We start from the raw sequence: 23,277 nt of genomic DNA, 5'->3' as shown, positions 1-23,277 counted from the left end.
ATGATCTTAATCAAGATCTGAAGATCAAAAAGTGATCTTCAATAATCAGAAATCGAACCTCTAGATGATTTTTATAGTGTAACGCCTATTTCTATCGTGTAACGCACATTTTTTATAGTGTAACGCACCATAAATTATAGTGTAACGCTTTACCCTTTATAGTGTAACGTACATACAGAAAGCATCCCCTTAAAATATATACATATATATCAAAATCTTAAAATTATATTAATTGGGCTTTTGGTCCCACAGGGCGAGTAGTAGTGTCTTTTTAGTACAACATTTGCAATGCAAATGATGGAATAAAAAGACACGGAGACGAGATAAGAATTTTTTGTGCGCAGCCCAAAAAATTCTTAAAAGCGCCAGCTTTATTAATCGGGTAACTAAGTGGAGAGCAGGATAGCTATTTTTTTGAGATTTTGCATGAAACTCATCATGCATTTTGGATTCCTGTTAAAGATAGAGCTTTCCTCTAACGTAATACAAGGAGCCTTAAAATGGCAGCAGGTAGACCTAAAAAAATTATCACAAAAAGTGATTTATATAATTTTCTTTATACACAAAAAGAAGAATTATTTATCACGCCTAAATATCCATGTGAAATAAATTTAATTAACATTCTCGAGAATACAGATTTAACAAAAATAGATTTAAAAAAATTTTCAGAAATTAATAAAACCCTAATCAATGCATGCCAATATAAAGAAAATCAAAGAAGCAAAAACTATCAAACATTAAAACATATAAAAACCATTCCATCTAAAAATTTAACAGATATTGAAAAAATTATTCTACAAAAAGAAAAAGAGTATTTAGATTTTAATCATCATGAATACTTTAATCTGCAAGAATTACTGAATAGTTATCGCATTAATAATAATGAAAAAATAAAACAATGTATTTCTAAAAATACTCTTTCTGAATATGAAAAACAGCTTCTAGCTGAAAAATTAAAACAAAGGAAAAAGAGAAATAGTGTAATATTTTTCTTTGGTGCATCTTTCAGTAAGATATATGAAGCATTTTTTGCTGTGTACGGTCGTCCCATAATAGATACCCTAATAGATATGATGTATGTTTATTTCATATATAAATCTAAGATTGAGCACCATCCAACTCTACGCGACATTTTTGATTTTGAAAAAAACAAGCATCTTCCTAACTTTTCAAAACTTGATGAAACACTGAAAGCGATTTCATCAGATCCTAGAAATCCATCACTTAAAAAAGATATTGATTAGAGTTAAACCAATGAATAGCTCTCAACATTTTGGCATTACCTTCTGATAACACACTTCAATTCAATCTTATTCGGCTCACCCAATGAGCCGAATACTGTTCTCTATTTAACTCACACTCAAATGTTCGATTGATCAAAAATTAAGAATAGGACTAAGTACATCTGCTTCTTATAAAAATATTTCTATAACTGGAAACTCACAAAGTGCCTTAAGTTGCAGTTAAGACCATACTGAAACTTACGATCATCTCAAACAGATCCGCTCCATTAGGTCAAATTGATCTGTTCTTCTTTATAAATAAAATAAGAAATAAAATAATTTAATATATTTAGCACATGTTAGCTATCACTCTACTTTTCATCTTTTTAAAAAATTTTATTTCAAGGCCTTGACCTATTTAGCATAGCGGGATAACCTAAATTCAACACAGCAAAATCTGTGTTCAGGAGTGGAAAACCTGTTGTTACTATCTAGGGGCAATAAATTGTCGCGCCTGCGGCTATTTTTTTGTCTACTGTTAAGCAGTCGTTATGGCGGTTTGACAGGGCAGCTTCGGCTGGCTGATCCTAGATTCAGTATTTCCACCCCTGTTATACCGCCACCATCTCAAGTGGAAAGTGAGAAGGTGGTAGGTCATCAAAACCTATCTAGGATTACTGCTATGAATCACAAATTCAATGGTGCACCCCCTTGCACGCCAAAAAAACTTGCCAAACAACTTCTTATTGAAAGCGCAAAACATCTATCTCACAAACAGCGTCAAGCTTTGTTGGATATTGTCCAGACTTTAGACCAAGTAGAAATAAACACTCCTAAAGACATTCCACTCCATGTTGAAACTGAGCAACCGTTTCAAACTGCTACTCCCAGCTATGAATTCCAAAATGAGTACAATCAGGAGTATTGGTCTGGTCAGCATTGCGATTCTTATAGTCAGGAGTATCCTGAAGATTGGCTACGCCGAACTCAGCAACGTCCACGCCCAAAATCCTCTAATACCACTTACTAGCCTTAAGTGAGTATTCTCATGACTAAAAAAACAAAGCTGTTAGTCCAAGGCGACTATCCTCTTATTGCATCTCCTACGCTTGCCCAAGCGTATGGAGTGCCATCAGCGATCTTCCTTCAAAAGCTTCATTACTGCCTGCAAAGTGGTGAAGCTCAAGTAATACAGCAACGAAAGTACTTTTATCACAGCTATGAGCAATGGGCTAAGACCTTAGGTACATACAGTCCCTCCACGATCAAACGTATAGTTTCCAAGCTAAAGAAAGTGGGCATTTTGGTTGTCAAAAAACTATCTCAAAATAAATGGATTCAAACCAACTTTTATAGCATTAATTACCGAAAAATCAGCGAGCTATTGAAAGAATCTACTGAACCTGCAAATGCTGAAACTGAAGATCACAATCAGGCTGAATCTCCAACTCTGCCATTATCAAAGTTAATGAAAAAAGGGCTAACCGTTAGCGGAGTGTCTGCTTCTTCTCAACAAGCAAAGACCAAGTCTTGTCAGGCTGAAGGTGGGTTGCTACATCCATTAGAGCCCATGGCTCCACCATCTATTCTAGAAGCCATGTCATCTGAAAAGCGTGGCTTATATAACCAGCTTTTACAACTGAAGATAGACATCCATTATGACGATGCGCGCCTGGATGAATGGCTGAAACAAAAAAAATATATCATCCGTAAAGCCGCTCATCTCAGAGACCAACTAGGACACTTAAAAATGCTTTGGCATTCACCTGAACAGATAGGTTTGAATTTAAGTTAATCAAATAAAGCAGGAAAGTTCAGTTCGCCATCCTCTTTAAATGATTCTGACTTAAATTTTGATGAATAAAAGAGTTGATATAAAACGCTAGACCATATGCTTAAACTTTTAATGAGATAAGAATAGTGAGTAAACGACCTTATAAAGCAGTAGCCTTTGATGTTTTTGGAACGCTAATTGAAATTAAAAATAGTCAATCACCTTATAAAAAAATGATGAAATGGCTTAAACAACAAGGGCGAAAACCACAACCAAATGATGCTGCGATGATCATGTCGCTAGATGGCAATTTTGAGACAATCGCTTCTTATTTCGGTTATCAACTACCCGCTCCCTTGTTAGCTGAAATGAACAACGATCTTCAAAATGATTTAAAGCATATGCATGCTTTTGAAGATTCAATTCCAACGCTCATTGAACTTAAAAATCTAGGATACAAATTGGCGATCTGCTCCAATGCAGCGACACCTTATGGTGAAAGAGCACAAAGCATACTTCCGCTTTTAGATGCCTATGCATGGAGTTTCAAGGTAGGCACCTATAAGCCTGATTCGATGATATACCAATACTTTTTAAATCAATTGCAATGCCACCCCAATGAAGTTCTGTTCATTGGTGATACTCAAATTGCTGATGTGGATGGGCCGCAAAAATTAGGCATGTCTGCAAAAATAATTGATCGTAAAAATGGTGAGAGTCTTTTAGATGTGCTCCAACCCTTGTTAAAAAAATAAATTATAAATCTTTTTTCGAGCTGATTTTTAAGATACCAAATCTGGTACTTAACTCATGATATTGAGGATTTAAGTACCAAATTTTGTACCTAACAAATGGGATTAAATCATTAATTCAGTAAGCATAAATATGATTTTTTTATTTCATAATTTTTTTGAATAACCATTTTTTTGAAGTTTTAAACGAAACGAGTTTTTAAAAAATGTCATGTGCTAAGTTTTCCACATGACGATTTATGACTAGGGAAATTTATGCCTAGCCGTGAATAATTTTTAGATCAGCTCAATTGGCTAAGTAATTTTATGCAAAACGAAATTTTAGATGTTCTTTTAGAACTAGGGCTTACAGCTATCGATTGGGTAGATGCTTCAGTGTTCTCAAAGCTTACAGGCATTGAAGAACAAAAACTTACACATCGGCGAAAAAATTGGCCACAAGATTTAGTTTGGACAAAACAAGATGGAAATATTTACTACTCACTTAGAGGTTATAACCAATGGTTGACAGAACAAACTCAAAAACGTTACCAACCGGCGTTAGAATTAGGGAGAATGCACTCGAAATCAACTTCACCTCTAAAAAGCAGCGCTACTACATTACACTCCCACACCCGCCGACTGCGGAAGGTATCCGTACAGCCGCTAAAATTAGAAGTGACCTCATAAATAAAGCCAAATGGGGGATTTTAACTGAGAATGATATAGCACAAGCAAAAGGCCTTGATGTTACAGAAACTGAATCAATGGATGGTCAGCAAGTCTTATTTCAAGAAGTTGCACAAAAATTTTTAAAGTTTTCGATTGCCAATAAAGATTCAAAAAATGGCTATCGCAAAATTTTAGAATGTCATTGGATGCCTTATTTTGCATTAACACCAATAGCCAATATCACGACTGAAGATATTGAGGAAGTCATTATCGATCGTGATTTTCAAACAGCGAAAACATTTAATAATTGCGCCACGCCTTTACGTGGAGTTTTCGAGTTGGCTGTTAAGCATAATCAGATTTCTGTAAACCCTATGAATAAAATTAAGAATCGTAAGGTTCAGGTGGAAACACCTGACCCCTTCACACGTAAGGAGATGGAAGCCTTACTAGCTTGGCTCGACAAAAGCTTACATGATGAGGACAAATTTTATCGGTGGTATTTTGAGTTTGCCTTCTGGACAGGCTGTAGACCTTCCGAAATGATTGCTCTTAGAGAAAGTGATATTGACTGGTTCAACGGTACATTCAAGGTCAGCAAAAGCCGTGTACGTGGTTTAGAAAAAAAGGTGACAAAAACACATACGTCTCGAGAAGTATATCTGAATGAACGATCAACTCTGGCTTTGAAAGCTTTGCTTCAATTTAAAAAGGATCAAGGCTACCAAACAGACTATGTGATGCTATGTCCTAAGACTAAGGAACCCTTCTTTAATGAAAAACCACCTAGAGAGCGTCTTGTAGAAGCGATGAAAGCGTGTTCTATACGTCACCGCCCTGCATACAATGCAAGGCATACTTATGCGACGATGTTGCTCATGGATGGCGTCAATCCAATGTTTGTAGCCGATCAACTTGGACATAGCCTACAAATGCTGATCAAACGCTATACAAAATGGTTGCACGGGGATAAAAATAAGCAAGAAATTGCGAAACTTAGCGTAGCACGTACAGCCTAAACTTTGAAATCAAAAGCTCTTGGAATAAAAAATGTGGCAAATATGTGGCAATAAAAAAGCCACTTAATATAAGTGGCTGATTTATAACAAGAATTTTGGTGGAGATGGCGGGAGTTGAACCCGCGTCCGCCAACATTACGCTCGAGAATACTACATGCTTAGATATCGTCTATTGTTTTAACACCAAGAGACCCGACGAACAGGGTTCAAGGTGCGATCCTCTAGATTTGGTATAAAGCCCCGAGGCTTGACTCTATACGGACTTGTGTGCGTTCGCTTCAGTCGGGATCTCTAACCACAAGTATTCAGAGATGCGGACAAGCAGCCCTTAGGCTGCTAGAGCGTAAGTTTCGTCGTTTGCGACTATTTAAATGCAAATTTTATTTACGAGAGAAAATGCGCTCTCGGCATGCATCTATGAGTTTCATCATCGGCGTCGAAGCCAAGAACATCCCCAAAGTACAAGCTCATCATAGCATAACTGGCAAAAAATACGATGCATTTTCTACACAAATACACTTTTGAATGCGCCTGATTACATAATTGCGCTAATATTTCATAATTCAAGTCAGCATTTAAAAAAATTATGAGCTATTTATTGGCACTCGATCAGGGAACGACGTCTAGCCGTGCAATCATCTTTAATGAACACGGACAGATTCAGGCAACAGCTCAACGCGAAACTCATATCCAGACCCCACATTCCGGCTGGGTTGAGCAGGATGCACAGGAAATCTGGAGCTCGCAAATTGCAGTGGTACAACAGGCGCTTGCTACTGCCCGGATTCTGGCCAAAGATATTAAAGCGATTGGCCTGACCAACCAGCGTGAAACGACTGTGGTATGGGATTGTCGTAATGGGAAGCCTCTTGCACCAGCGATTATCTGGCAGGATCGTCGTGCAGCCGACTGGTGTAATCAGCTGATTCAGCAGGGCTTGATGGATCAGGTACAACGAAAAACCGGATTACGGATTGATCCCTATTTTAGTGCCGGGAAACTGGTCTGGTTATTAGAAAATATTGATGGCTTACGTACACTCGCAGAGCAAGGTCATGTGGCTTTTGGCACCATTGATAGCTGGCTGATCTGGAACCTGACTCAAGGTGCTGAGCATATTATTGAAGCGAGTAATGCTTCCCGCACCATGTTGATGAATCTGCAAACTCAACGCTGGGATGACGAACTACTCGACCTGTTTAATATCCCCGCTTCAGTTTTGCCACGAATCATCAGTTCTGATTGTCATATTGCAGATACGGCACCGGGTTTATTAGGGGCTACGATTCCCATTACCGGTATTCTGGGTGATCAGCAATCTGCCTTATTTGGCCAGTCTTGCTTCGAACCCGGTATGGCAAAAAATACCTATGGCACCGGCTGTTTTATGCTGTTCAATACCGGTCATGATATTCAGCTCAGCCAGAACAAATTACTTTCTACCCTCGCCTGGCAGGCACAGGAACAGACCAGTTATGCCCTGGAAGGTAGCGTTTTTATGGCCGGTGCTGTGGTGCAGTGGCTGCGTGATGGGCTCGGCATCATTCAGAAAAGCAGTGATATAGAGAAGCTGGCCTGTAAAGTAGAAGATACTGACGGCGTGGTCTTAGTCCCCGCCTTTACTGGGCTCGGTGCACCGCATTGGGATAGTGAAGCGCGTGCCCTGCTTTGTGGCATGTCGCGAGGAACCAATAAAGCCCACATTGCCCGAGCTGCATTAGAGTCCATTGCTTTTCAGGTCTCCGATGTACTGACTGCAATGCAATCGGATATTGCCCACCCTTTAAAAGAGTTACGGGTTGATGGCGGTGCGAGCTGTAATGATATGCTGATGCAGTTCCAGGCTGATCTGCTCAATGTGCCTGTTTTACGTCCGAAGATGCTGGAATCCACGGCTTGGGGAGCAGCAGCCATGGCAGGTCTAAAGTCCGGGGTATTTTCTAACCTAAATGAAATTTCTCAATCCTGGCAGCTAGACCGGGCCTTTGAACCGAAAATGCAGTCCGATGAACGTGAAGCACATTTAGCCAAGTGGCAGAATGCTTTAAAACGAGCCAAATCAGATTTATAAGCCCCCAAAAAAAACCGCTGAATATTCAGCGGCTTTTTTGGAAAATATTAATGCGATGGCATTCCACCCACACCCGCTTTAGGCCGTGGCGCCAGCCAGACGATTAAAGCAGCAAAAACAAAGACCATTGCCAAAATCAAAAACAGGTGATTAGCAGACAGCGTTAATGCTTCTTTATCCACCAGACTGGAAATATAACCTAAGGCACTGTCCGAACTCATGCCCTGAGCTATTAGGGTATTTTGAGTTTCTTCGACATTCAGTTTACCGACCAGCTCACTGCGTGCCACTTTACTGTGATCATCCCAGATCGTGACTGCAATTGAAGCACCAATCGCTCCAGCCATAGTCCGCAGAAAGTTCATCAAACCTGCGGCTGATGCCATTTCTTGTGGCTGTACTGAGGCTAATGCCATATTGGAGAGTGGAATGAAGAAGAATGGTACCGCAAAACCTTGCAGAATCTGCGGCCAGGCCAATGCCATAAAATCCGCATTCGTAGTCCAGAATGCCCGCATTAAGGTCACCACGGCAAGCAAGGTCAAACCAAAACTGGCCAGAATGCGCTGGTCATATTTAGTCGCCATCTTCGCCACAATCGGTGACATCAATAGACTGCCAAAACCCATGGTCGCGGTTAAATAACCTGCCCAAGTGGCGGTATAGCCGAGATTGATCTGTACCCACTGTGGAATGAGAACAATACTGGAGAAGAAGGCACCGAAGGCAAAGGCCAGTGACAGTACGGCAAAAGTAAAACCGCGATATCGGAAGATCCGGATATCTACAATCGGATGCCGTTCGGTCAGTTCCCAAATGGTAAAGATGATTAAACCAACTATGGCAAGCACCGCCAATGTGCCGATAAAGGAGCTGCTAAACCAGTCATGTTCATGACCAAGATCCAGCATCAATTGCAGCGCACCAATCCACAGAATTAGCAGGAACAAACCACCTTTATCAATCTTCAAAGCATTGGTTTCAGTTTCGGCTGGTTTTAATAGCTTCAATGCAGCCAGACCACAGAACAGACCCACCGGGATATTAATAAAGAAAATCCAGTGCCAGGACAGGTTATCACTAATCGTACCGCCAAGAATTGGACCAAGAATTGGACCGACTACGGTGGTCATCGCCCACATACCCATCGCTTGGGATTGTTTTTCAGGTGGGAAGATGCGTAGCAATAGAGTCTGACTCAGCGGCATGATTGGACCGCCAAACAGCCCCTGCCCGATCCGGCAAAATACCAGCATTTCCAGACTGGTTGAAATCCCGCACAGAATTGAAAAAATGGTAAAACCCAGCAGGCAGACACCAAACAGGCGCACGCTACCAAAGCGACCCGCCAGCCATCCTGTCAAAGGTACACAGATCGCTTCTGCGACTGCATAAGACGTAATGACCCAGGTGCCTTGCGAGCTGGAAACTGCCAGACTACCGGTAATATGCGGCACCGAGACATTGGCAATGGTCATGTCCAGCACGACCATGAAATTGGCCAATGCCAGCACAAAGGCCGCCAGCATCAGCTTGCCGCCAGTCAGATTCCCATATGGAACATATTTATTCATCGGGAATTACTTCTTGAAGTGGATTTCAGCTTCCATCGACAGACCCACACGTAGCGGATGCTCAGCCAGCTCTTTCGGATCCAGCTGAATACGCACTGGCAAACGCTGTACCACTTTGATCCAGTTACCCGTTGCATTCTGAGCCGGAATCAGAGCAAAAGCTGAACCTGTACCGCCAGAGAAGCCAACCACAGTGCCGTGATATTTCACCGATTTACCATACAGATCAGACGTCAGTTCAGCTTTCTGCCCGACACGGACTTTTTCCAGCTGGCTTTCTTTGAAATTGGCATCAACATAGAGCTGATCTACTGGTACGACCATCATCAGCATTGTACCTGGCGCAACACGTTGACCCACCTGAATTGAACGGCGTGAAACCACCCCATCAAAAGGTGCTTTAATTACAGTACGTTCTAAGTCTAGCTCGGCCTGTTTCAGTCTGGCTTCAGCCACAAGTACATCAGGAGTCGAATTTTCATTCGCACCTTGAATCAAGGCTTCATTCGCCGCTAAATTGCTTTGTGCGGCTTTCTGGCTGGATCTTGCTTGTGCCAGACCCGCTTCAGCAGAAGCTACGCCAGCTTTGGCCGTATCCAATGCAGATTGTGCTGTACTGAGTTCTTCTTTAGACACTGCACCGCTCGCACTGAGTTTTTCACGACGCGTATATTCATCTTGTGCTTTATGTAAAGCTGCCTGAGCCTGAGCCAGCTGGGCTTCGGCACTGCGAATTGCATCATCACTAACCCCAATCTGTGAGCTTAAAGCCCCGCTATTGGCCGCAGTCTGTTTGTACTGGCGCTTGGCTTTGGTCAGTTCTGCACGTGCCTGAGCCACTGCAATTTTGGCATCACGGTCATCAATTTTGGCAAGGATATCGCCCTGTTTGACCGCTTGGGTATCATGAACCAATACTTCAGCGACCTGACCACTCACCATAGACGTAATAGAAGCCGTTTCAGCACCCACATAGGCATTTTCTGTACTGACTGAATTGTTCAGGAAGAATTTCCAAACCAGAAATAGCACCAGTGCAATCACTATAAGAATGGCAACAATACTCAGGGCCTTTTTACGTTTATTTTTTAAAGCTTGATCCGAAGTTGCATCAGATGCGTTTTCTGGCAGGGTGTCTTGTACATCTGTCATTGATTTTTTTCCTAAATCCAACAGACTTGGTCACGCAGCCACACTGACCAGCACTGACATGAATGTATAGATTCATATCCCGTTTATTGATCAATGGGTAAAATGAGAAAGCCGTATTAATTTAATTTTCATGCATTCTAATAATAAAAATTAGAAAATATGCAAAAAAATATTACTCGGAAGTTTAAAAAACTAAGCCCCTATTCCAGGAATAAGGGCTTAGTTCGGGCCCAGAGTGAGCCAAAATCGAGAAGATAAATTTAATTAATAGGCATATGAAGCAATCGCTGTGGCAATCGGCTTGTCATCATCGTTGACCATGGTCATGCGCATGGTGCAACCCTTACGCCCCAAACGTAAGGTTTCTGCACGGGCAATAAAATATTTGCCACGACCGGGCGCCAGATAATCCACGCGCATATCTACCGTCGCCAGACGTGATACCTTTTTAATCGTATCGGCAATGGTTTCCGGTTCGGCTTTCTTGTACAGTTCCCCCATCGCCACAATTCCGCCAATACTGTCGAGTATGGTGGCTGCAAGACCGCCATGCAGAATCTGAAAAGCCACATTGCCAATCATGAAATCCTGCATTTCAACATATGCTTCGATCTGACCATCAACCACCCGCATGGTCATGCCATTATGCTTAAAAAAAGGAGAGGTATTAAAAGCGTGTACCAACTGGTTTAAGACCACTTCAATATCCACTTTTGCACCTAAATGTATATTACCTGTCCAATTTCTTTCTGTCTTAGTCATAAGTCTGCCCGAAGCTACAACAATAAAAAACCGCTAATTTATGCCCAAAAAATTCAGATAGGGTTACAATAGGGGCCTAGTTTAATACTGATTACTGAGATTTTTATGACCTATACGTTCAATCGTCCCGCGTTTCCTGCAACTCGCATGCGTCGTATTCGTAAAAATGAGCATTTACGTTCTATGGTACGTGAAACCCATCTCAGTGCTGATCACTTGATTTATCCAGTATTTGTGCTGCCGGGACAAAACCAGACCCAAGACATTCCAAGTATGCCAAATGTGCAGCGCCTGTCTGCTGACTTGTTGTTAAAAAAATCAGAACGTTTATTGGAACTGGGTGTCAATAAACTGGCGCTGTTCCCGGTCACACCACAAGAAGATAAAAGTCTGACTGCAGAAGCGGCTTGGCATGAAGATGGTCTGGTACAGAAGACTGTTCGCCTGCTGAAAAAAGAATTACCGGAAATGGTGCTGATTACTGATGGCGCGTTAGACCCTTATACCACGCATGGCCAAGATGGCATCATTGATGAAACCGGTTATGTGCTGAATGATGAAACCGTTGAAGCACTGATCAAACAGACTTTAAGCCATGCTGAAGCTGGTGCCGATATTGTCGCGCCAAGTGACATGATGGATGGCCGCATCGGTGCAATTCGTCAGGCCTTTGAACAGAATGGCCATATCTATACCTCTATTATGGCTTATTCAGCCAAATATGCGTCTAGCTTCTACGGTCCATTCCGTGATGCGGTTGGTTCTGCCAGCAACCTGAAAGGCGGCAATAAATACAATTACCAAATGGATTTCGGTAACCGTGCCGAAGCACTGCATGAAATTGCCCTCGATATTCAGGAAGGTGCAGATATGGTCATCGTTAAACCGGGCATGCCTTATCTGGATGTGGTTCGTGAAGTCAAAGATACCTTCGGCATACCCACCTTTATTTATCAGGTTAGTGGTGAATATGCCATGCTGGCTGCTGCGATTCAGAATGGCTGGTTATCTGATAGCGTGATTCTTGAATCCTTGATGTGCTGCCGCCGTGCCGGTGCAGATGGTATCTGGACGTACTTCGCGGAAGAAGCTGCGCTCAAACTGAAAGACATGAAATAAAATAGAAGGACCTTGGCGCAATGCATATCGCCATTATCGGAGCAGGCATCACCGGCTTGATGTCAGCTCTGGAATTGCTTGAACAGGGATGTTCTATTACGATTTTTGATCAACACGCGGCTGGACAGGCAGCTTCTTGGGCCGGAGGTGGCATTCTCTCCCCGATGTATCCCTGGCGTTATCCCGATGCCGTCAATGCCCTCGCCCGCCATGCCAAACCCTTGTATCAAGCCTGGAACCAGAAACTGCAACCGATCACCGGGATTGATTTCCAGATTCATGAAACCGGTATGCTGATTTTTGATGAAACGGATTTTGAAATCGGACTGCGCTATGCCGAGCAATATCAGGATCCACAGCAACATGCCGAATATCTGAATCAGCCTCAAATCCAGCAGATTAATAGTAAAGTAGATCCAAAATTTAAACAGGCGATCTATTTTCCAGAACTTTCCAATATCCGCAATCCGCGACTATTACAGTCCATTATTGCTTACCTCAAGCAGCATCCGCGTGTCAGCTGGCAAGAGCATTGCAAAATCACTCAGCTAAGTATCCGGCAAGATCATGTGCACAGTGTTTCTACTGAAAATGGCCTGAGCTTTAAAGCAGATCAGTTCGTCATTGCCACCGGTGCATGGTCTGCACACTGGTCTGAACAGCTCGGTCTGGATATTCCAGTTCATCCGGTTCAAGGACAAATGCTACTGTTTAAAACACCAGAAAACTGGCTGCCAACCATGTGCATGAACAAGGTCATGTATCTGATTCCACGTCGTGATGGTCATGTACTGTGTGGTTCCAGCATGCGTCAGGTCGGTTTTGATACTTCGCCTTCTGCTGAAATCCGTCAGGATATTTTGGAAGCCTGCCTGGAAATGGTACCAGAATTGGCTGATTTCCCAATTGTGAAACAGTGGGCTGGTCTACGACCAAGCTCTCCTCATGGCATTCCCTATATCGGCAAAATTCCGCACCTAGACAATCTCTGGACCAATTTCGGCCAGTTCCGTAATGGCTTATGTATGGGCGCTGCTTCTGGAAAACTGCTGTCTCAGTTAATCCTGGAACAACCGACTATCGTAGATCCACAGCCTTATAGTCCGATACAGCGTTTACAGCTGCACTCTTTAACGGTTTAAAATTTCAATCAAGGCTTCTTTCAGGGTCGGATAGCTAAATTCAAATCCGGCTTCCTGCAAAGCTTTGGGCTGGACATATTGACCATTCAGAATCAGTTGTGACTGTTCACCTAGCATCATTTTCATACTGCAAGCTGGTAAGGGCAATAAAGGTTTTCTTTTCAGCACCTGTGCCGCGATCCGGGCAAACTGCGCCTGACTGACTTTTTCTGGAGCAACTACATTAAATACCTGTTGCTGGGTTGGCTGCTGCATCAGAAATTCAATCGCACGCATGACATCCTGTAGGTGCACCCAGGTCACCGGTTGGCGCCCATGGCCAATCCGGCCAAACATATTCAGCTTAATCGGCAATAACATCTGCGGAAGAATCCCGCCTCCTTGACCAAACACCACAGCAAAGCGAACAATTTTGGTGTCCTGCCCGGTATAGGACAAGGCCAGTTTTTCCCATTTCTCACACAGTTCTGACATAAAAATGGATTGTGGTGGACTTTGTTCAGTACACACCGTATCCCAGCGTTCTTGCGGATCGATTCCGTAGTAGCCAACCGCTGAAGTCGAAATAATACGTTTGGGCTTGATCTGATTTTTCTCTAGATAATCATATAACTGCTTGGTGGTATTTAATCGACTGTCCAGCAATTTCTTTTTGCGTGCGGCTGTCCAGCGACCCTGACCGATACTTTCACCAGCCAGATTCATCACATAGTCAATCTGATGATTTTTCAATTCTTCCAGATCATTAATCCAGTGAAAATCAGGATGTTCTTCTCGCAATTTTTTCTGTCGGGTCAGGCCGATCACTGCATAATCACGAGCCAGTAAAAATTTCACCAGATGGCTGCCAATAAAACCGCTGGCGCCTGTCATAAGGACTACAGGTTTATACATGGTTATTCTGAGCCATTATTATTGTATTGCCCAAATTATACGTCACTTATGAATCAGAATGTTGGATGAAATAGGCTGGATCGGTAAATGAGGAATTGTTATCAGGCTATACGGAAAACTTCTGATTTTCTATCAGCCTGATTTAGCATCTTGAATTTGATCTCAACGATTTTGATATAAAGCGTAGGAAATTTTAGCCAAACATTTTATCAGCCATACGCTGTGCCTGTTTGCCATAAAACCAGTAGGTCAGCAGATAAAGCGGAATCGCGATGAGCAGGAACATAATCACGACAATGCTCATAAATTGTGGCTGTTGCAGATATAGTAAAAAGTCCTGCCAGGCATTCGGATTGGAACGCGTCGCAATGGCAATCCCTAAAATTAAAAATGCCAGGTTATAGCCCCAATAAATCAGGCTAAATCCCAAGGTGAATTTTTTACGCTCTACCTGGGTGGGCGCCCGTTGTTCCTTTTTTAAAAACTTAAACAGTACCCAGATCATCGCCACCAGATAAGGCACAATGGTTAATACTGCGCCCATGCCAGTCGGCATCAACGCCGCCACAACCCCGCAAATGCAGGTAAAAATAAAGCATAGGAAGAAAAACCAGAGAAAATAGCGAGTTAGAGACACCATCAGCAGGACTCAAGGACGATTAATCAACTAGTATAAAAAAAATTAATTTTTTTTTCATTTTATTGTCAACCTAAAGCGAGATGCTGACGTTATATAGGGTACAAGGTTCGGAAATTTGGACTGGCATCCACAAATTTTCGTTCTCTTTGCTAAAGCAATAAGTCCAGTGTTTTAGAAAATTTTGAATAGCAGCCAAAATTTTCACTATACACAAATCTTTGACCGACGATTTCATCATCACTCGAATCGTCGGTTTTTATTTTTTGGACGAACCGTTTTTAGCAATTCGCCTGCAAATTTTTATCAGTTTCTTATGCAGCATAAAATAATGATCGGCTGCATTTTTTCAAGTCTGTTTTTAGCAATTTTTATAAAAAATATTGGTTCTGCGATTCAGATGTTATGAAATTGCCTGAAGTAAAATTTAAAATAAAAACGCTGTATTCAATACTTTATATATGAACATCACATTTTATTGATTTCACTAGTATTATTCTGATATTCAAAACTACGCTGAAAATAGTTTCAATGACGTGTAGCAATGAAATAGATCAAAATATTTTTTTCAAGTAGATTTTTAGCTGGGCTTTTTTCTATAGTAGGAAGGCAAAAATAAAGGTGGGTATACATGGCAGTTCATTTTCTACATACTTCTGATTGGCATTTGGGACAGTTTTTCCATAACCATGACCGTGAATTTGAACATGCACAATTCCTGAATTGGCTCCTTGAACAAATCAAGGAAAAACAGCCACATGCCCTACTGATTGCTGGTGATATTTTTGACGTCATCAATCCTGCTTCCAGTGCCCAAAGACAGCTATACCAGTTTCTTGCTGATGCCCATGAACTGGCACCGTATATGCAAACCCTGATGATTGCCGGCAACCATGATTCAGGTTATCGAATTGAACAGGTTCAGCCTTTATTGACCAAATTTAATGCCAAAGCGGTGGGTATTGTCGGCCGGACTGCGGACAATGCTCTTGATCTGGATCGTTTGCTGGTTCCGATTTATGACCAGCAGCAAGAGATTATTGCCTGGTGCCTAACCTTGCCTTATTTACGCAGTGCCGAAATTACCGGCATTAATGAACATACCCATAATAGCCAGAATGCCATCAGCTATCTGCACCAACAGTTGATTGCCGAAGCCAAAGCACGTAAGCAGCCACATCAGGCACTGATTCTCATGTCACATGCGCATATGCAAGGCGGTGAAACTTCCGATTCCGAACGCCCCATTATTGTCGGCAATGAAGAAGCTCTCTCAACGGCGTTATTTGATGAAGTCATTGACTATGTCGCTCTGGGACATCTGCACAAACCACAAAAAGTCGGTCAGCCGCATATCCGCTATAGTGGCTCCCCGATTCCCTTATCCTTTAGTGAGATCAACTATTCGCATCAGGTCGTTGAAGTCAGAATCGATCCTGAGCAAAATGCTGAACAGCGTTTTCAGTTTGAAGCGCTGAAAGTTCCTCGTACTGTCGAGCTGTTTAGAATCCGGGAAAATCTGGAAAATCTGCTCAGCAAAGTAAAAGCACTGCCGACTGGGGAAATTGAGCATCTGGCAGCACGACATTTTCTGGAAATTGAATACACTACCGATGCACCGCCACCGGTAGATTTACGTCAGCAGATTGAACAGGCACTGCCGCCAAATCGTTATCGTCTGCTACGCATCAGCCGAATTTATCAACGACAAGCAGAAGATCAGGCTGATAGCTCTAAAATTGACTTGGCACCTCCAACACCTGAATCACTGTTTTTCAATATCTGGGAAAAAATGGGCTATAGCCAGGATCATTCGGTGCAGCAGGATTTTCAGCAGTTACTGGTCGAAGCCCAACATGAACTTGCACAAAAACAACAAGCTTAGGATCAGCCATGAAAATTATCCGTCTGAGCCTAAATAACCTCGCCTCTCTCGCTGGTACACATCATATTGATTTTGAATCGAATCCACTGGCACATGCCGGACTGATTGCGATTACCGGAAAAACCGGTGCTGGTAAATCTACTCTGCTCGATGCCATGTGCCTGGCGCTGTATAACGAAATTCCACGTTTAAAAGGTGCCACAGGTAGTCTGAAAGATGCAGGTGGACAGGATGTCTCGATCAAGGATTCCAAAAATATTCTGCGCCGTGGTTGCGTACAGGGTTTTGCCGAGCTTGAGTTTATTGCCTTAGACCAAAAACGTTATACCGCACGTTGGGAAATTCGTCGTGCCCGGCAGAAAGTGGATGGTAATTTAAAGGTCGATCGTGCCATTACCTGTCTGGATGATCAACGGATTCTAAACCAGAAGATTTCTGAATGCACGCCGCTGATTGAAAAACTGGTCGGCTTGAGTTTCGAGCAGTTTACCCGTGCGGTTCTATTAGCACAGTCTGAGGTTGGTGCCTTTTTAAAAGCCAAAGATAATGAACGTGCCGATTTACTCGAATATCTGACCAATTCTCAGATTTTCAGTCTGGTCAGCCAGAAAGCATTTGAAAAACACAGTGAAGTGAAGCAGAAACGCGCTGACCTGGAAAAATTAATCGGTCATCTGGAACTATTATCTGAAGAAGATATTGCTGCCTTACAGCAGCAACACACTATTTTAAAACAGGCGGTTGAGCATCTAAACCAGAGCGAAAAGGTACTGGAAAATGACCTGAAATGGCATCGCCAACAGCATTATCTCTATACTGAAATTCAGGCCAAAAAAGAAATCTATACGGTTCAGCTGGATGCTGAACAGAAAATGGCACCGCAAAAACAGTTATTAGATCAACTGGACCAGTTTCAGCAGATTCGGGAACAGTTTGTCCAGCAACAGCAGTTTCAGAAGCAGCGTAGCCATTTACTGACTGAGCAACAAAACTTTGTTGCCGAATTCACGTCAGTGCAGCAGCAGCGTGATAGTGAACAGCACAAGTTGCACCACATTCAGCAACAGCAACAACAGCAGCAACAAGACTTTCAGAAGATCAAACCTTATCTGGATCAGGGACTCAAGCTGGATCATGAAATGCTGTCGATTGGCGAGCAGTATAAACAGCTTCTAGCTGAACAGCAGACCTATAGAACCCAGCAGATTCAGCCTGTTCAGAATCAACTGGTGCAGACTGAACAGCATTTACAACAGGTTCAGGCTCAGTACCATCAGATTCAAAAGCAACTGGAACATCAGAGCTTCTTAGCGGTTTTCGATGACGAACCGCAGGCGACTCTGCAACGCTTACAGGATTATCAAGAACTGCACCAGAAATTCATGTGGCAGCACCCGGCACTTTTCCAATCCAGCCGCACTGAACTGGAACAGCAGCAACAGGCTTTATCTGCCAGCTTGCAGGAACTCACTCAGCGTTATACTCATCTGGATCAGCTTGAACAGCAGATCCAACAGTTCCAGACCCAACAACAGCAACTCAGTACCCAGCATTCGAAGCTTGAAGCTTTAATGCGCACCGCACAGCAAATGGTTGGCTTAGAAGCTGAAAGCCTGCAATTGAACCGAGATTTAAAAAACCATCATGATCGCTTAAAGCAACTAGAAACTGAACTTGTTCAATTACAGCAACAACGCCAGGAAGCAGAACAAGCCTTTGAACAATTGCAACAAGTACTGGCTCAGCAACGTTTATTACAGGCACAAAGTGTGCAGGAATTACGTGCACAGCTGAAACCAAATAAACCTTGCATGGTCTGTGGCAGTCATGAGCATCCTTTTGTACAGCATCAGGAACTGCTAGAAAATGCTTTGCAACAGCTACATGATCAGCAGCTTCAGGAAGCTCAGAAAAAACTACAGCAACTGACTCAAGCATATCAGCAAGCACAAATCCAGCAATCTCAACTACAAACCCTAATTGAGCAACATCAGCAACGCAGCAGTCAACTCAATACGACCCTTGCACAGCAAAAGGCTCAACTGAGTCAGGATTTGCAACACTTCGGTTTACAGTTTGATCTAAGCCAGAGCACAGATCATTTGCAGCAACAGCTTGGCCAGCATGTGCTTCAACTTCAACAAGAACAACAGCAGCTAGCACAAACCCTGCAAAATCAGCAAAGTGACTGGAAACAATGGCGCCAGCAACAGCAACAGCTGGATCAGCTACGTTTTAGCATGCAGCAGCATTCACAGTTAGAACAAATGATTCAGCCGGTTGTTAATTTACTGCCTGAGTCCTTGCAGAAATCCTGGATTACTGATACCTCATCAAGTTGTCAGCAGTTATCTCAACAACTACAACAACGTCAGAAACAGTCTCAGGAATTCAAAACCCTGGAGACTCATATGCAAAGCTTAAACCAGCAGATTGAAAAGGCACGTGATCAGCTCAGCCTGCATCAACAATATGATGCTCAGTTACAGCAAAAGATGAATACGGCGCTGAATATGGGCAAAGCACTACGTGAACAGCTCAACCATCTGACCCTCACCCATGCCGGACAGATTTATCCTAAAGCACAGGAATGGCGTGACCATTTGGAGCAACAACAACAGGCGTTGGATGAACAGTTACGGGCACAGAGTCTGGTTACCCAGCAGCATGATCAGCATTTACGACAGGCTGAGCTGAAAAAGCAGAGTTTCATCACCCAGATTCAGCAACTGGAACAACAGATCAAGCAATGCCAGCAATCTATTCAGGACTGGCAAAATACACATCCTACGTTTGATGCCGAACATATCCAGCATTGCCTGAATATTGACTTGCAACAGCATCAGCAAATTCGCCAGCAATTACAGGCACAACATCAGGCGGTTGAAAATGCCAAAACGGCTTGGGACATTCTGGAAGAACAATATCAGCATCATTTGAAGTCCAAGCCTGAACTTAGCTTTGAAGAAGTTGAACTGCGCTTAAGTAGTCTGGCACAGGAAAAAGCTGAACAGGAAAATGCCTGTAATGAAGTAGCCACCAAATTAAGAATACATGCCAATAACCAGTCGACCTTACAACGCTACCAGCATCAGATTGAACAGGTCAAAGCTGAAGAATATCGTTGGGGCCGGATCTATGATCTGATCGGCCATAAGGAAGGCACCAAATTCCAGAAAATCGCGCAGGAACATCATCTGGATATTCTGGTCGAATATGCCAATCAGCAACTACAGCCCCTGGCTCCGCGTTATCAGCTGTACCGGATTCCAGACAGTTTAAGTCTGGCGATTATCGATCTGGATATGAACAGCGAAGTGCGTCCTGTCCTGTCACTCTCTGGCGGTGAAACCTTCCTGGTCTCTCTGGCTCTGGCCTTGGCGATTGCCAATATGGCTTCCGGCTCAATGAAACTAGAATCGCTATTTATTGATGAAGGTTTTGGTACTTTAGACCCGGCTTCCTTACATATGGTCATGAATGCACTGGATCATTTGCAGAGTCAGGGCCGTAAAGTAGTGCTGATTTCACATGTGCAGGAGATGCATGAACGGATTCCGGTTCAGATTCAGGTTAAACCGGTTGGTGCCGGTGCCAGTACCATTCAGATTATAGGTTAAAGCATGAACTCCACCCCGAACAAGCTCTCGCCCCATTTCAGCTTACAGCTCGAGAGCTTGCGGGGGATCAGCGCCATTGTGGTGCTATTTAGTCATAGTTTTCAGGCCTTTATTGCACCTTTTGATCTGAGCTTATATTCCTGGGTACGTCTATTAGGCCAGGCTGCTGTGATGATCTTTTTTGTGCTTAGTGGCTATTTAATCGGGACTTCGGTCCAGAACAACATCCAAAAACATGAAAATTTTAATCTGCGGCAGTATATACGGCAGCGTTATCGCCGTATTTTACCGCCCTTTCTGTTTGCATCCGCTTTCAGTCTGATTCTATATGTACTAGCACCTACATTTTTTGCTTCACATAGCCATGAGTTCCAGAACAGTTTCGGCATGATGATGCGGACTGCCTATAACATTGATACTCAGGATTTTTTGGGTTCTTTATTCTTTCTAAACGGCTTTATTACACCGACGGTATCTGCCAATGCTCCGCTCTGGAGCCTGAGCTTTGAAGTCTGGTTTTATGTGCTGGCCGGATTTCTGCCTTTTTTAAAAGATTCTGGAATCGCTAAAATCGGCTTTTTTATCTTGCTTCTAGGGCTTTCCATACTGAACTTTCAGTTTCTGTTTTATTTTCTGCTCTGGCTGGTTGCCTTTGCCAGTTCATTCCGGCAGATCCAGCTGCGTTTTTTGAGTCGACTACAACCCGTTAAATTAGTGCTCTTTGGTTTGGCGTTTATGATTGCCTGTGCGGATGCTTACCAGTTTCATGTCATTGAACAGGCTGACTTATATCGTGTAAATTATTTTGTGCCGTTTAACCTGTGTATGGGACTCGCCTTTGTCTGCTGGATTGTGCAGCTGCAACATCAACAAAGCCAATTTCAACTAGTTTGGCCTCAGTCTGCAAATTTCTCCTATACACTCTATGTCACCCATTTCCCTTTACTGCTTTTTATTCTAGGCTGCTTTCCTGCAACGCTTGATCATGGTCTTGAAGGTGCCGTTTTATCCTTATTTATGAGCATGTGTAGCTTAATTTTCTTTGCCTGGCTCATGGCCCTATGGCTGGAACCCCAAAGAAAAAAAGCGTTATCAACTACTCTGCAATAACGCTTTTCCATAACTCAATTGTCTGTATACATCAGTCCGTTTTTTTAGGACGTGCGCCAAACAAGGCTGTTCCCACACGTACCATGGTAGAACCTGCTGCAATCGCCTCGGTCATGTCGGCAGACATCCCCATACTTAAAGTATCCCAGTCTTCAGGTTTTGCATGATGGCTTTTGACCTGTTCGAACAAGGCTTTGGCATCTGCAAAGGCCTGGGTATTTTCTGGCGCAGGAATGACCATCAGACCACGTAAGCGCAAATTCGGTAATTGACTGATCTGTGCGACCAGATCAGCTACTTCCTCAGGCTGACAACCGTCCTTGGTATCCTGCTCATCAATATTGACTTGCAGACAAATATTAAGCGCAGCTTGAGAATCACTACGCTGATTAGATAAACGTTCAGCAATAATCAGACGATCCACCCCATGCACCCAGGCAAAATTTTCTGCCAGATGTTTGGTCTTGTTGCGCTGCACATGCCCAATAAAATGCCATTCAATATTCAGATCTTTGAGTGCCGTGATTTTTTCCAGCGCTTCTTGTAAATAGTTTTCACCAAAAGCACGCTGACCAGCCTGATACATTTCTGCCAGCACAGGGCTAGGCTGAGTTTTGGAGACGGCCAGAAGTTGTACCGAATCCGGCTCACGTCCGGCCAGAGCGCAGGCAGACTGGATCTGAGCTAAAACCTGATTTCGTGACTGTTGCAGCATATTCATTGATGGGGTTCTCATTTCGTGCGGATTTTTTTCCCTTGCTCATCAACTAAGTGTTGGTTAAGCTGTGGGAAAGCCTTATTATTCTAGCAAAATAAATAACATTTTAATGAACTCGGGGACCTTATGGATATTACAGAACTGTTAGCCTTTTCTGCTAAAAATGGTGCGTCGGATTTACACTTATCAGCAGGCTTGCCACCCATGATTCGTGTGGACGGGGAAGTACGCCGCATCAACCTGCCTGCACTAGAACATAAAGAAGTACACAAACTGGTGTACGACATTATGAATGACAAGCAACGCCGTGATTATGAAGAAAATCTGGAAACTGACTTCTCTTTTGAAGTTCCAGGCGTGGCCCGTTTCCGTGTGAACGCATTTAACCAGAACCGCGGTGCAGGCGCAGTATTCCGTACCATTCCATCGAAAGTGCTGACCATTGAAGATCTAGGCATGGGCCAGATCTTTAAAGATATCTGCGAATATCCACGCGGTATTGTACTGGTAACAGGACCAACCGGTTCAGGTAAATCAACGACGCTTGCAGCGATGCTGGACTATATCAATGACAACCGCTATGACCATATCCTGACCGTCGAAGATCCAATCGAATTTGTACACCAGTCGAAAAAATGTCTGATCAACCAGCGTGAAGTGCATCGTGATACGCATGGATTTAATGAAGCATTACGTTCTGCATTACGTGAAGACCCGGATATTATTCTGGTCGGTGAGATGCGTGACCTTGAAACCATCCGTCTGGCATTGACTGCTGCGGAAACCGGTCACTTGGTCTTCGGTACCCTGCATACTACCTCAGCAGCAAAAACCATTGACCGTGTGATTGACGTATTCCCGGCCGAAGAAAAAGACATGGTCCGTGCCATGTTGTCAGAATCTCTACAAGCCGTTATTTCACAAACCCTATTGAAGAAAAATGGGGGTGGTCGTGTGGCTGCACACGAAATCATGATCGGTATTCCGGCGATCCGTAACCTGATCCGTGAAAACAAAGTGGCACAGATGTACTCTGCGATTCAAACAGGTGCCAACTATGGCATGACCACGCTGGATCAAAGCCTGAAAACGCTGGTATCGAAAGGCATTATCAGTCCGCAAGTCGCCCGTACTGCAGCAAAACAGCCTGAATCATTCTTATAAAAATAATTAA

The 23,277-nt window shown here is 43.2% G+C and carries 18 protein-coding genes and 1 other RNA gene; 12 read left to right on the top strand and 7 right to left on the bottom strand.

Annotated features, from left to right (window positions below; translation table 11 throughout):
- The first annotated feature begins 500 nt into the window (after positions 1 to 500).
- From AC4MBN_RS03295 to AC4MBN_RS03275, 5 genes are all read left to right on the top strand, one after another.
- Positions 501 to 1,244 (top strand): hypothetical protein, encoded by a 744-nt coding sequence (locus AC4MBN_RS03295; protein ID WP_491880652.1) that lies wholly within the window; start codon positions 501 to 503, stop codon positions 1,242 to 1,244.
- A 661-nt stretch (positions 1,245 to 1,905) separates the two neighbouring features.
- Positions 1,906 to 2,253, top strand: a complete 348-nt coding sequence (locus AC4MBN_RS03290) for a hypothetical protein (protein ID WP_491880651.1) — start codon at positions 1,906 to 1,908, stop codon at positions 2,251 to 2,253.
- Positions 2,254 to 2,271: 18 nt separating this feature from the next.
- Positions 2,272 to 3,018 (top strand): hypothetical protein, encoded by a 747-nt coding sequence (locus AC4MBN_RS03285; RefSeq protein WP_180131593.1) that lies wholly within the window; start codon positions 2,272 to 2,274, stop codon positions 3,016 to 3,018.
- Between the two features lie 125 nt (positions 3,019 to 3,143).
- Positions 3,144 to 3,752, top strand: a complete 609-nt coding sequence (locus AC4MBN_RS03280; protein ID WP_491880650.1) for an HAD family hydrolase — start codon at positions 3,144 to 3,146, stop codon at positions 3,750 to 3,752.
- Positions 3,753 to 4,249: 497 nt separating this feature from the next.
- Positions 4,250 to 5,419, top strand: coding sequence for a tyrosine-type recombinase/integrase (locus tag AC4MBN_RS03275; RefSeq protein ID WP_491880649.1), 1,170 nt, complete (start codon positions 4,250 to 4,252; stop codon positions 5,417 to 5,419).
- Positions 5,420 to 5,515: 96 nt separating this feature from the next.
- On the opposite strand, the gene ssrA is transcribed toward AC4MBN_RS03275, so the two are convergent.
- Positions 5,516 to 5,875, bottom strand: a transfer-messenger RNA (tmRNA) gene (ssrA, locus tag AC4MBN_RS03270).
- Positions 5,876 to 6,005: 130 nt separating this feature from the next.
- On the opposite strand from ssrA, the gene glpK reads away from it, so the two are divergent.
- Positions 6,006 to 7,490, top strand: a complete 1,485-nt coding sequence (glpK, locus tag AC4MBN_RS03265; protein WP_491880648.1) for a glycerol kinase GlpK — start codon at positions 6,006 to 6,008, stop codon at positions 7,488 to 7,490.
- Positions 7,491 to 7,537: 47 nt separating this feature from the next.
- Here glpK and AC4MBN_RS03260 read toward each other — a convergent pair whose 3' ends face one another.
- From AC4MBN_RS03260 to AC4MBN_RS03250, 3 genes are all read right to left on the bottom strand, one after another.
- The gene (locus tag AC4MBN_RS03260) at positions 7,538 to 9,064 is read right to left on the bottom strand and encodes a DHA2 family efflux MFS transporter permease subunit (protein WP_491880647.1); all 1,527 of its coding nucleotides are present in this window, start codon (positions 9,062 to 9,064) and stop codon (positions 7,538 to 7,540) included.
- Between the two features lie 6 nt (positions 9,065 to 9,070).
- A complete protein-coding gene (locus AC4MBN_RS03255; protein WP_419363104.1) occupies positions 9,071 to 10,216 on the bottom strand; it encodes an HlyD family secretion protein in 1,146 nt (381 codons plus the stop codon).
- Positions 10,217 to 10,480: 264 nt separating this feature from the next.
- Positions 10,481 to 10,978 (bottom strand): thioesterase family protein, encoded by a 498-nt coding sequence (locus tag AC4MBN_RS03250; protein WP_034703122.1) that lies wholly within the window; start codon positions 10,976 to 10,978, stop codon positions 10,481 to 10,483.
- Between the two features lie 105 nt (positions 10,979 to 11,083).
- Here AC4MBN_RS03250 and hemB point away from each other — a divergent pair, with 105 nt between their 5' ends.
- Positions 11,084 to 12,097 (top strand): porphobilinogen synthase, encoded by a 1,014-nt coding sequence (gene hemB, locus AC4MBN_RS03245; RefSeq protein ID WP_034171477.1) that lies wholly within the window; start codon positions 11,084 to 11,086, stop codon positions 12,095 to 12,097.
- A 20-nt stretch (positions 12,098 to 12,117) separates the two neighbouring features.
- On the top strand, positions 12,118 to 13,239 hold the full coding sequence (thiO, locus tag AC4MBN_RS03240) for a glycine oxidase ThiO (RefSeq protein WP_491880646.1): 1,122 nt from the start codon (positions 12,118 to 12,120) through the stop codon (positions 13,237 to 13,239).
- Here thiO and AC4MBN_RS03235 read toward each other — a convergent pair.
- Positions 13,228 to 14,133, bottom strand: a complete 906-nt coding sequence (locus AC4MBN_RS03235) for a TIGR01777 family oxidoreductase (protein WP_491880645.1) — start codon at positions 14,131 to 14,133, stop codon at positions 13,228 to 13,230. The genes thiO and AC4MBN_RS03235 overlap by 12 nt on opposite strands.
- Positions 14,134 to 14,326: 193 nt before the next feature.
- On the bottom strand, positions 14,327 to 14,773 hold the full coding sequence (locus AC4MBN_RS03230) for an ABZJ_00895 family protein (RefSeq protein WP_419363095.1): 447 nt from the start codon (positions 14,771 to 14,773) through the stop codon (positions 14,327 to 14,329).
- A 628-nt stretch (positions 14,774 to 15,401) separates the two neighbouring features.
- Between AC4MBN_RS03230 and AC4MBN_RS03225 the strand changes: the two genes are divergently transcribed.
- Genes AC4MBN_RS03225 through AC4MBN_RS03215 form a run of 3 tightly spaced genes read left to right on the top strand, consistent with a single transcriptional unit; the run spans position 15,402 to position 21,385 of the window.
- A complete protein-coding gene (locus tag AC4MBN_RS03225) occupies positions 15,402 to 16,655 on the top strand; it encodes an exonuclease SbcCD subunit D (RefSeq protein WP_419375206.1) in 1,254 nt (417 codons plus the stop codon).
- A gap of 8 nt (positions 16,656 to 16,663) precedes the next feature.
- Complete coding sequence (locus tag AC4MBN_RS03220) at positions 16,664 to 20,275, top strand: AAA family ATPase (protein ID WP_491880644.1); 3,612 nt, start codon at positions 16,664 to 16,666, stop codon at positions 20,273 to 20,275.
- A gap of 3 nt (positions 20,276 to 20,278) precedes the next feature.
- Positions 20,279 to 21,385: an acyltransferase family protein gene (locus AC4MBN_RS03215; RefSeq protein WP_491880643.1), complete on the top strand. Its 1,107-nt coding sequence runs from the start codon at positions 20,279 to 20,281 to the stop codon at positions 21,383 to 21,385.
- 31 nt (positions 21,386 to 21,416) lie between these two features.
- Here AC4MBN_RS03215 and AC4MBN_RS03210 read toward each other — a convergent pair whose 3' ends face one another.
- Positions 21,417 to 22,106, bottom strand: coding sequence for a YggS family pyridoxal phosphate-dependent enzyme (locus AC4MBN_RS03210; RefSeq protein ID WP_419363089.1), 690 nt, complete (start codon positions 22,104 to 22,106; stop codon positions 21,417 to 21,419).
- Between the two features lie 123 nt (positions 22,107 to 22,229).
- Between AC4MBN_RS03210 and AC4MBN_RS03205 the strand changes: the two genes are divergently transcribed.
- Positions 22,230 to 23,267 carry a type IV pilus twitching motility protein PilT gene (locus AC4MBN_RS03205; protein ID WP_004783232.1) on the top strand — a complete coding sequence of 346 codons (1,038 nt, stop codon included), beginning with the start codon at positions 22,230 to 22,232 and terminating at the stop codon, positions 23,265 to 23,267.
- The last annotated feature ends 10 nt before the right edge of the window (positions 23,268 to 23,277 follow it).

Source organism: Acinetobacter sp. CAU_H_60 (genome assembly GCF_058599385.1).
This window is presented reverse-complemented; position numbering and strand designations above follow the sequence as displayed.

Bases quoted from the DNA above. Each gene is read 5' to 3' on its own strand.
- AC4MBN_RS03295 (WP_491880652.1), top strand. From the start codon at position 501: ATGGCAGCAGGTAGACCTAAAAAAATTATCACAAAAAGTGATTTATAT.
- AC4MBN_RS03290 (WP_491880651.1), top strand. From the start codon at position 1,906: ATGAATCACAAATTCAATGGTGCACCCCCTTGCACGCCAAAAAAACTT.
- AC4MBN_RS03285 (WP_180131593.1), top strand. From the start codon at position 2,272: ATGACTAAAAAAACAAAGCTGTTAGTCCAAGGCGACTATCCTCTTATT.
- AC4MBN_RS03275 (WP_491880649.1), top strand. From the start codon at position 4,250: ATGGTTGACAGAACAAACTCAAAAACGTTACCAACCGGCGTTAGAATT.
- glpK (WP_491880648.1), top strand. From the start codon at position 6,006: ATGAGCTATTTATTGGCACTCGATCAGGGAACGACGTCTAGCCGTGCA.
- AC4MBN_RS03260 (WP_491880647.1), bottom strand. From the start codon at position 9,064: ATGAATAAATATGTTCCATATGGGAATCTGACTGGCGGCAAGCTGATG.
- AC4MBN_RS03255 (WP_419363104.1), bottom strand. From the start codon at position 10,216: ATGACAGATGTACAAGACACCCTGCCAGAAAACGCATCTGATGCAACT.
- AC4MBN_RS03250 (WP_034703122.1), bottom strand. From the start codon at position 10,978: ATGACTAAGACAGAAAGAAATTGGACAGGTAATATACATTTAGGTGCA.
- hemB (WP_034171477.1), top strand. From the start codon at position 11,084: ATGACCTATACGTTCAATCGTCCCGCGTTTCCTGCAACTCGCATGCGT.
- thiO (WP_491880646.1), top strand. From the start codon at position 12,118: ATGCATATCGCCATTATCGGAGCAGGCATCACCGGCTTGATGTCAGCT.
- AC4MBN_RS03235 (WP_491880645.1), bottom strand. From the start codon at position 14,133: ATGTATAAACCTGTAGTCCTTATGACAGGCGCCAGCGGTTTTATTGGC.
- AC4MBN_RS03230 (WP_419363095.1), bottom strand. From the start codon at position 14,773: ATGGTGTCTCTAACTCGCTATTTTCTCTGGTTTTTCTTCCTATGCTTT.
- AC4MBN_RS03225 (WP_419375206.1), top strand. From the start codon at position 15,402: ATGGCAGTTCATTTTCTACATACTTCTGATTGGCATTTGGGACAGTTT.
- AC4MBN_RS03220 (WP_491880644.1), top strand. From the start codon at position 16,664: ATGAAAATTATCCGTCTGAGCCTAAATAACCTCGCCTCTCTCGCTGGT.
- AC4MBN_RS03215 (WP_491880643.1), top strand. From the start codon at position 20,279: ATGAACTCCACCCCGAACAAGCTCTCGCCCCATTTCAGCTTACAGCTC.
- AC4MBN_RS03210 (WP_419363089.1), bottom strand. From the start codon at position 22,106: ATGAATATGCTGCAACAGTCACGAAATCAGGTTTTAGCTCAGATCCAG.
- AC4MBN_RS03205 (WP_004783232.1), top strand. From the start codon at position 22,230: ATGGATATTACAGAACTGTTAGCCTTTTCTGCTAAAAATGGTGCGTCG.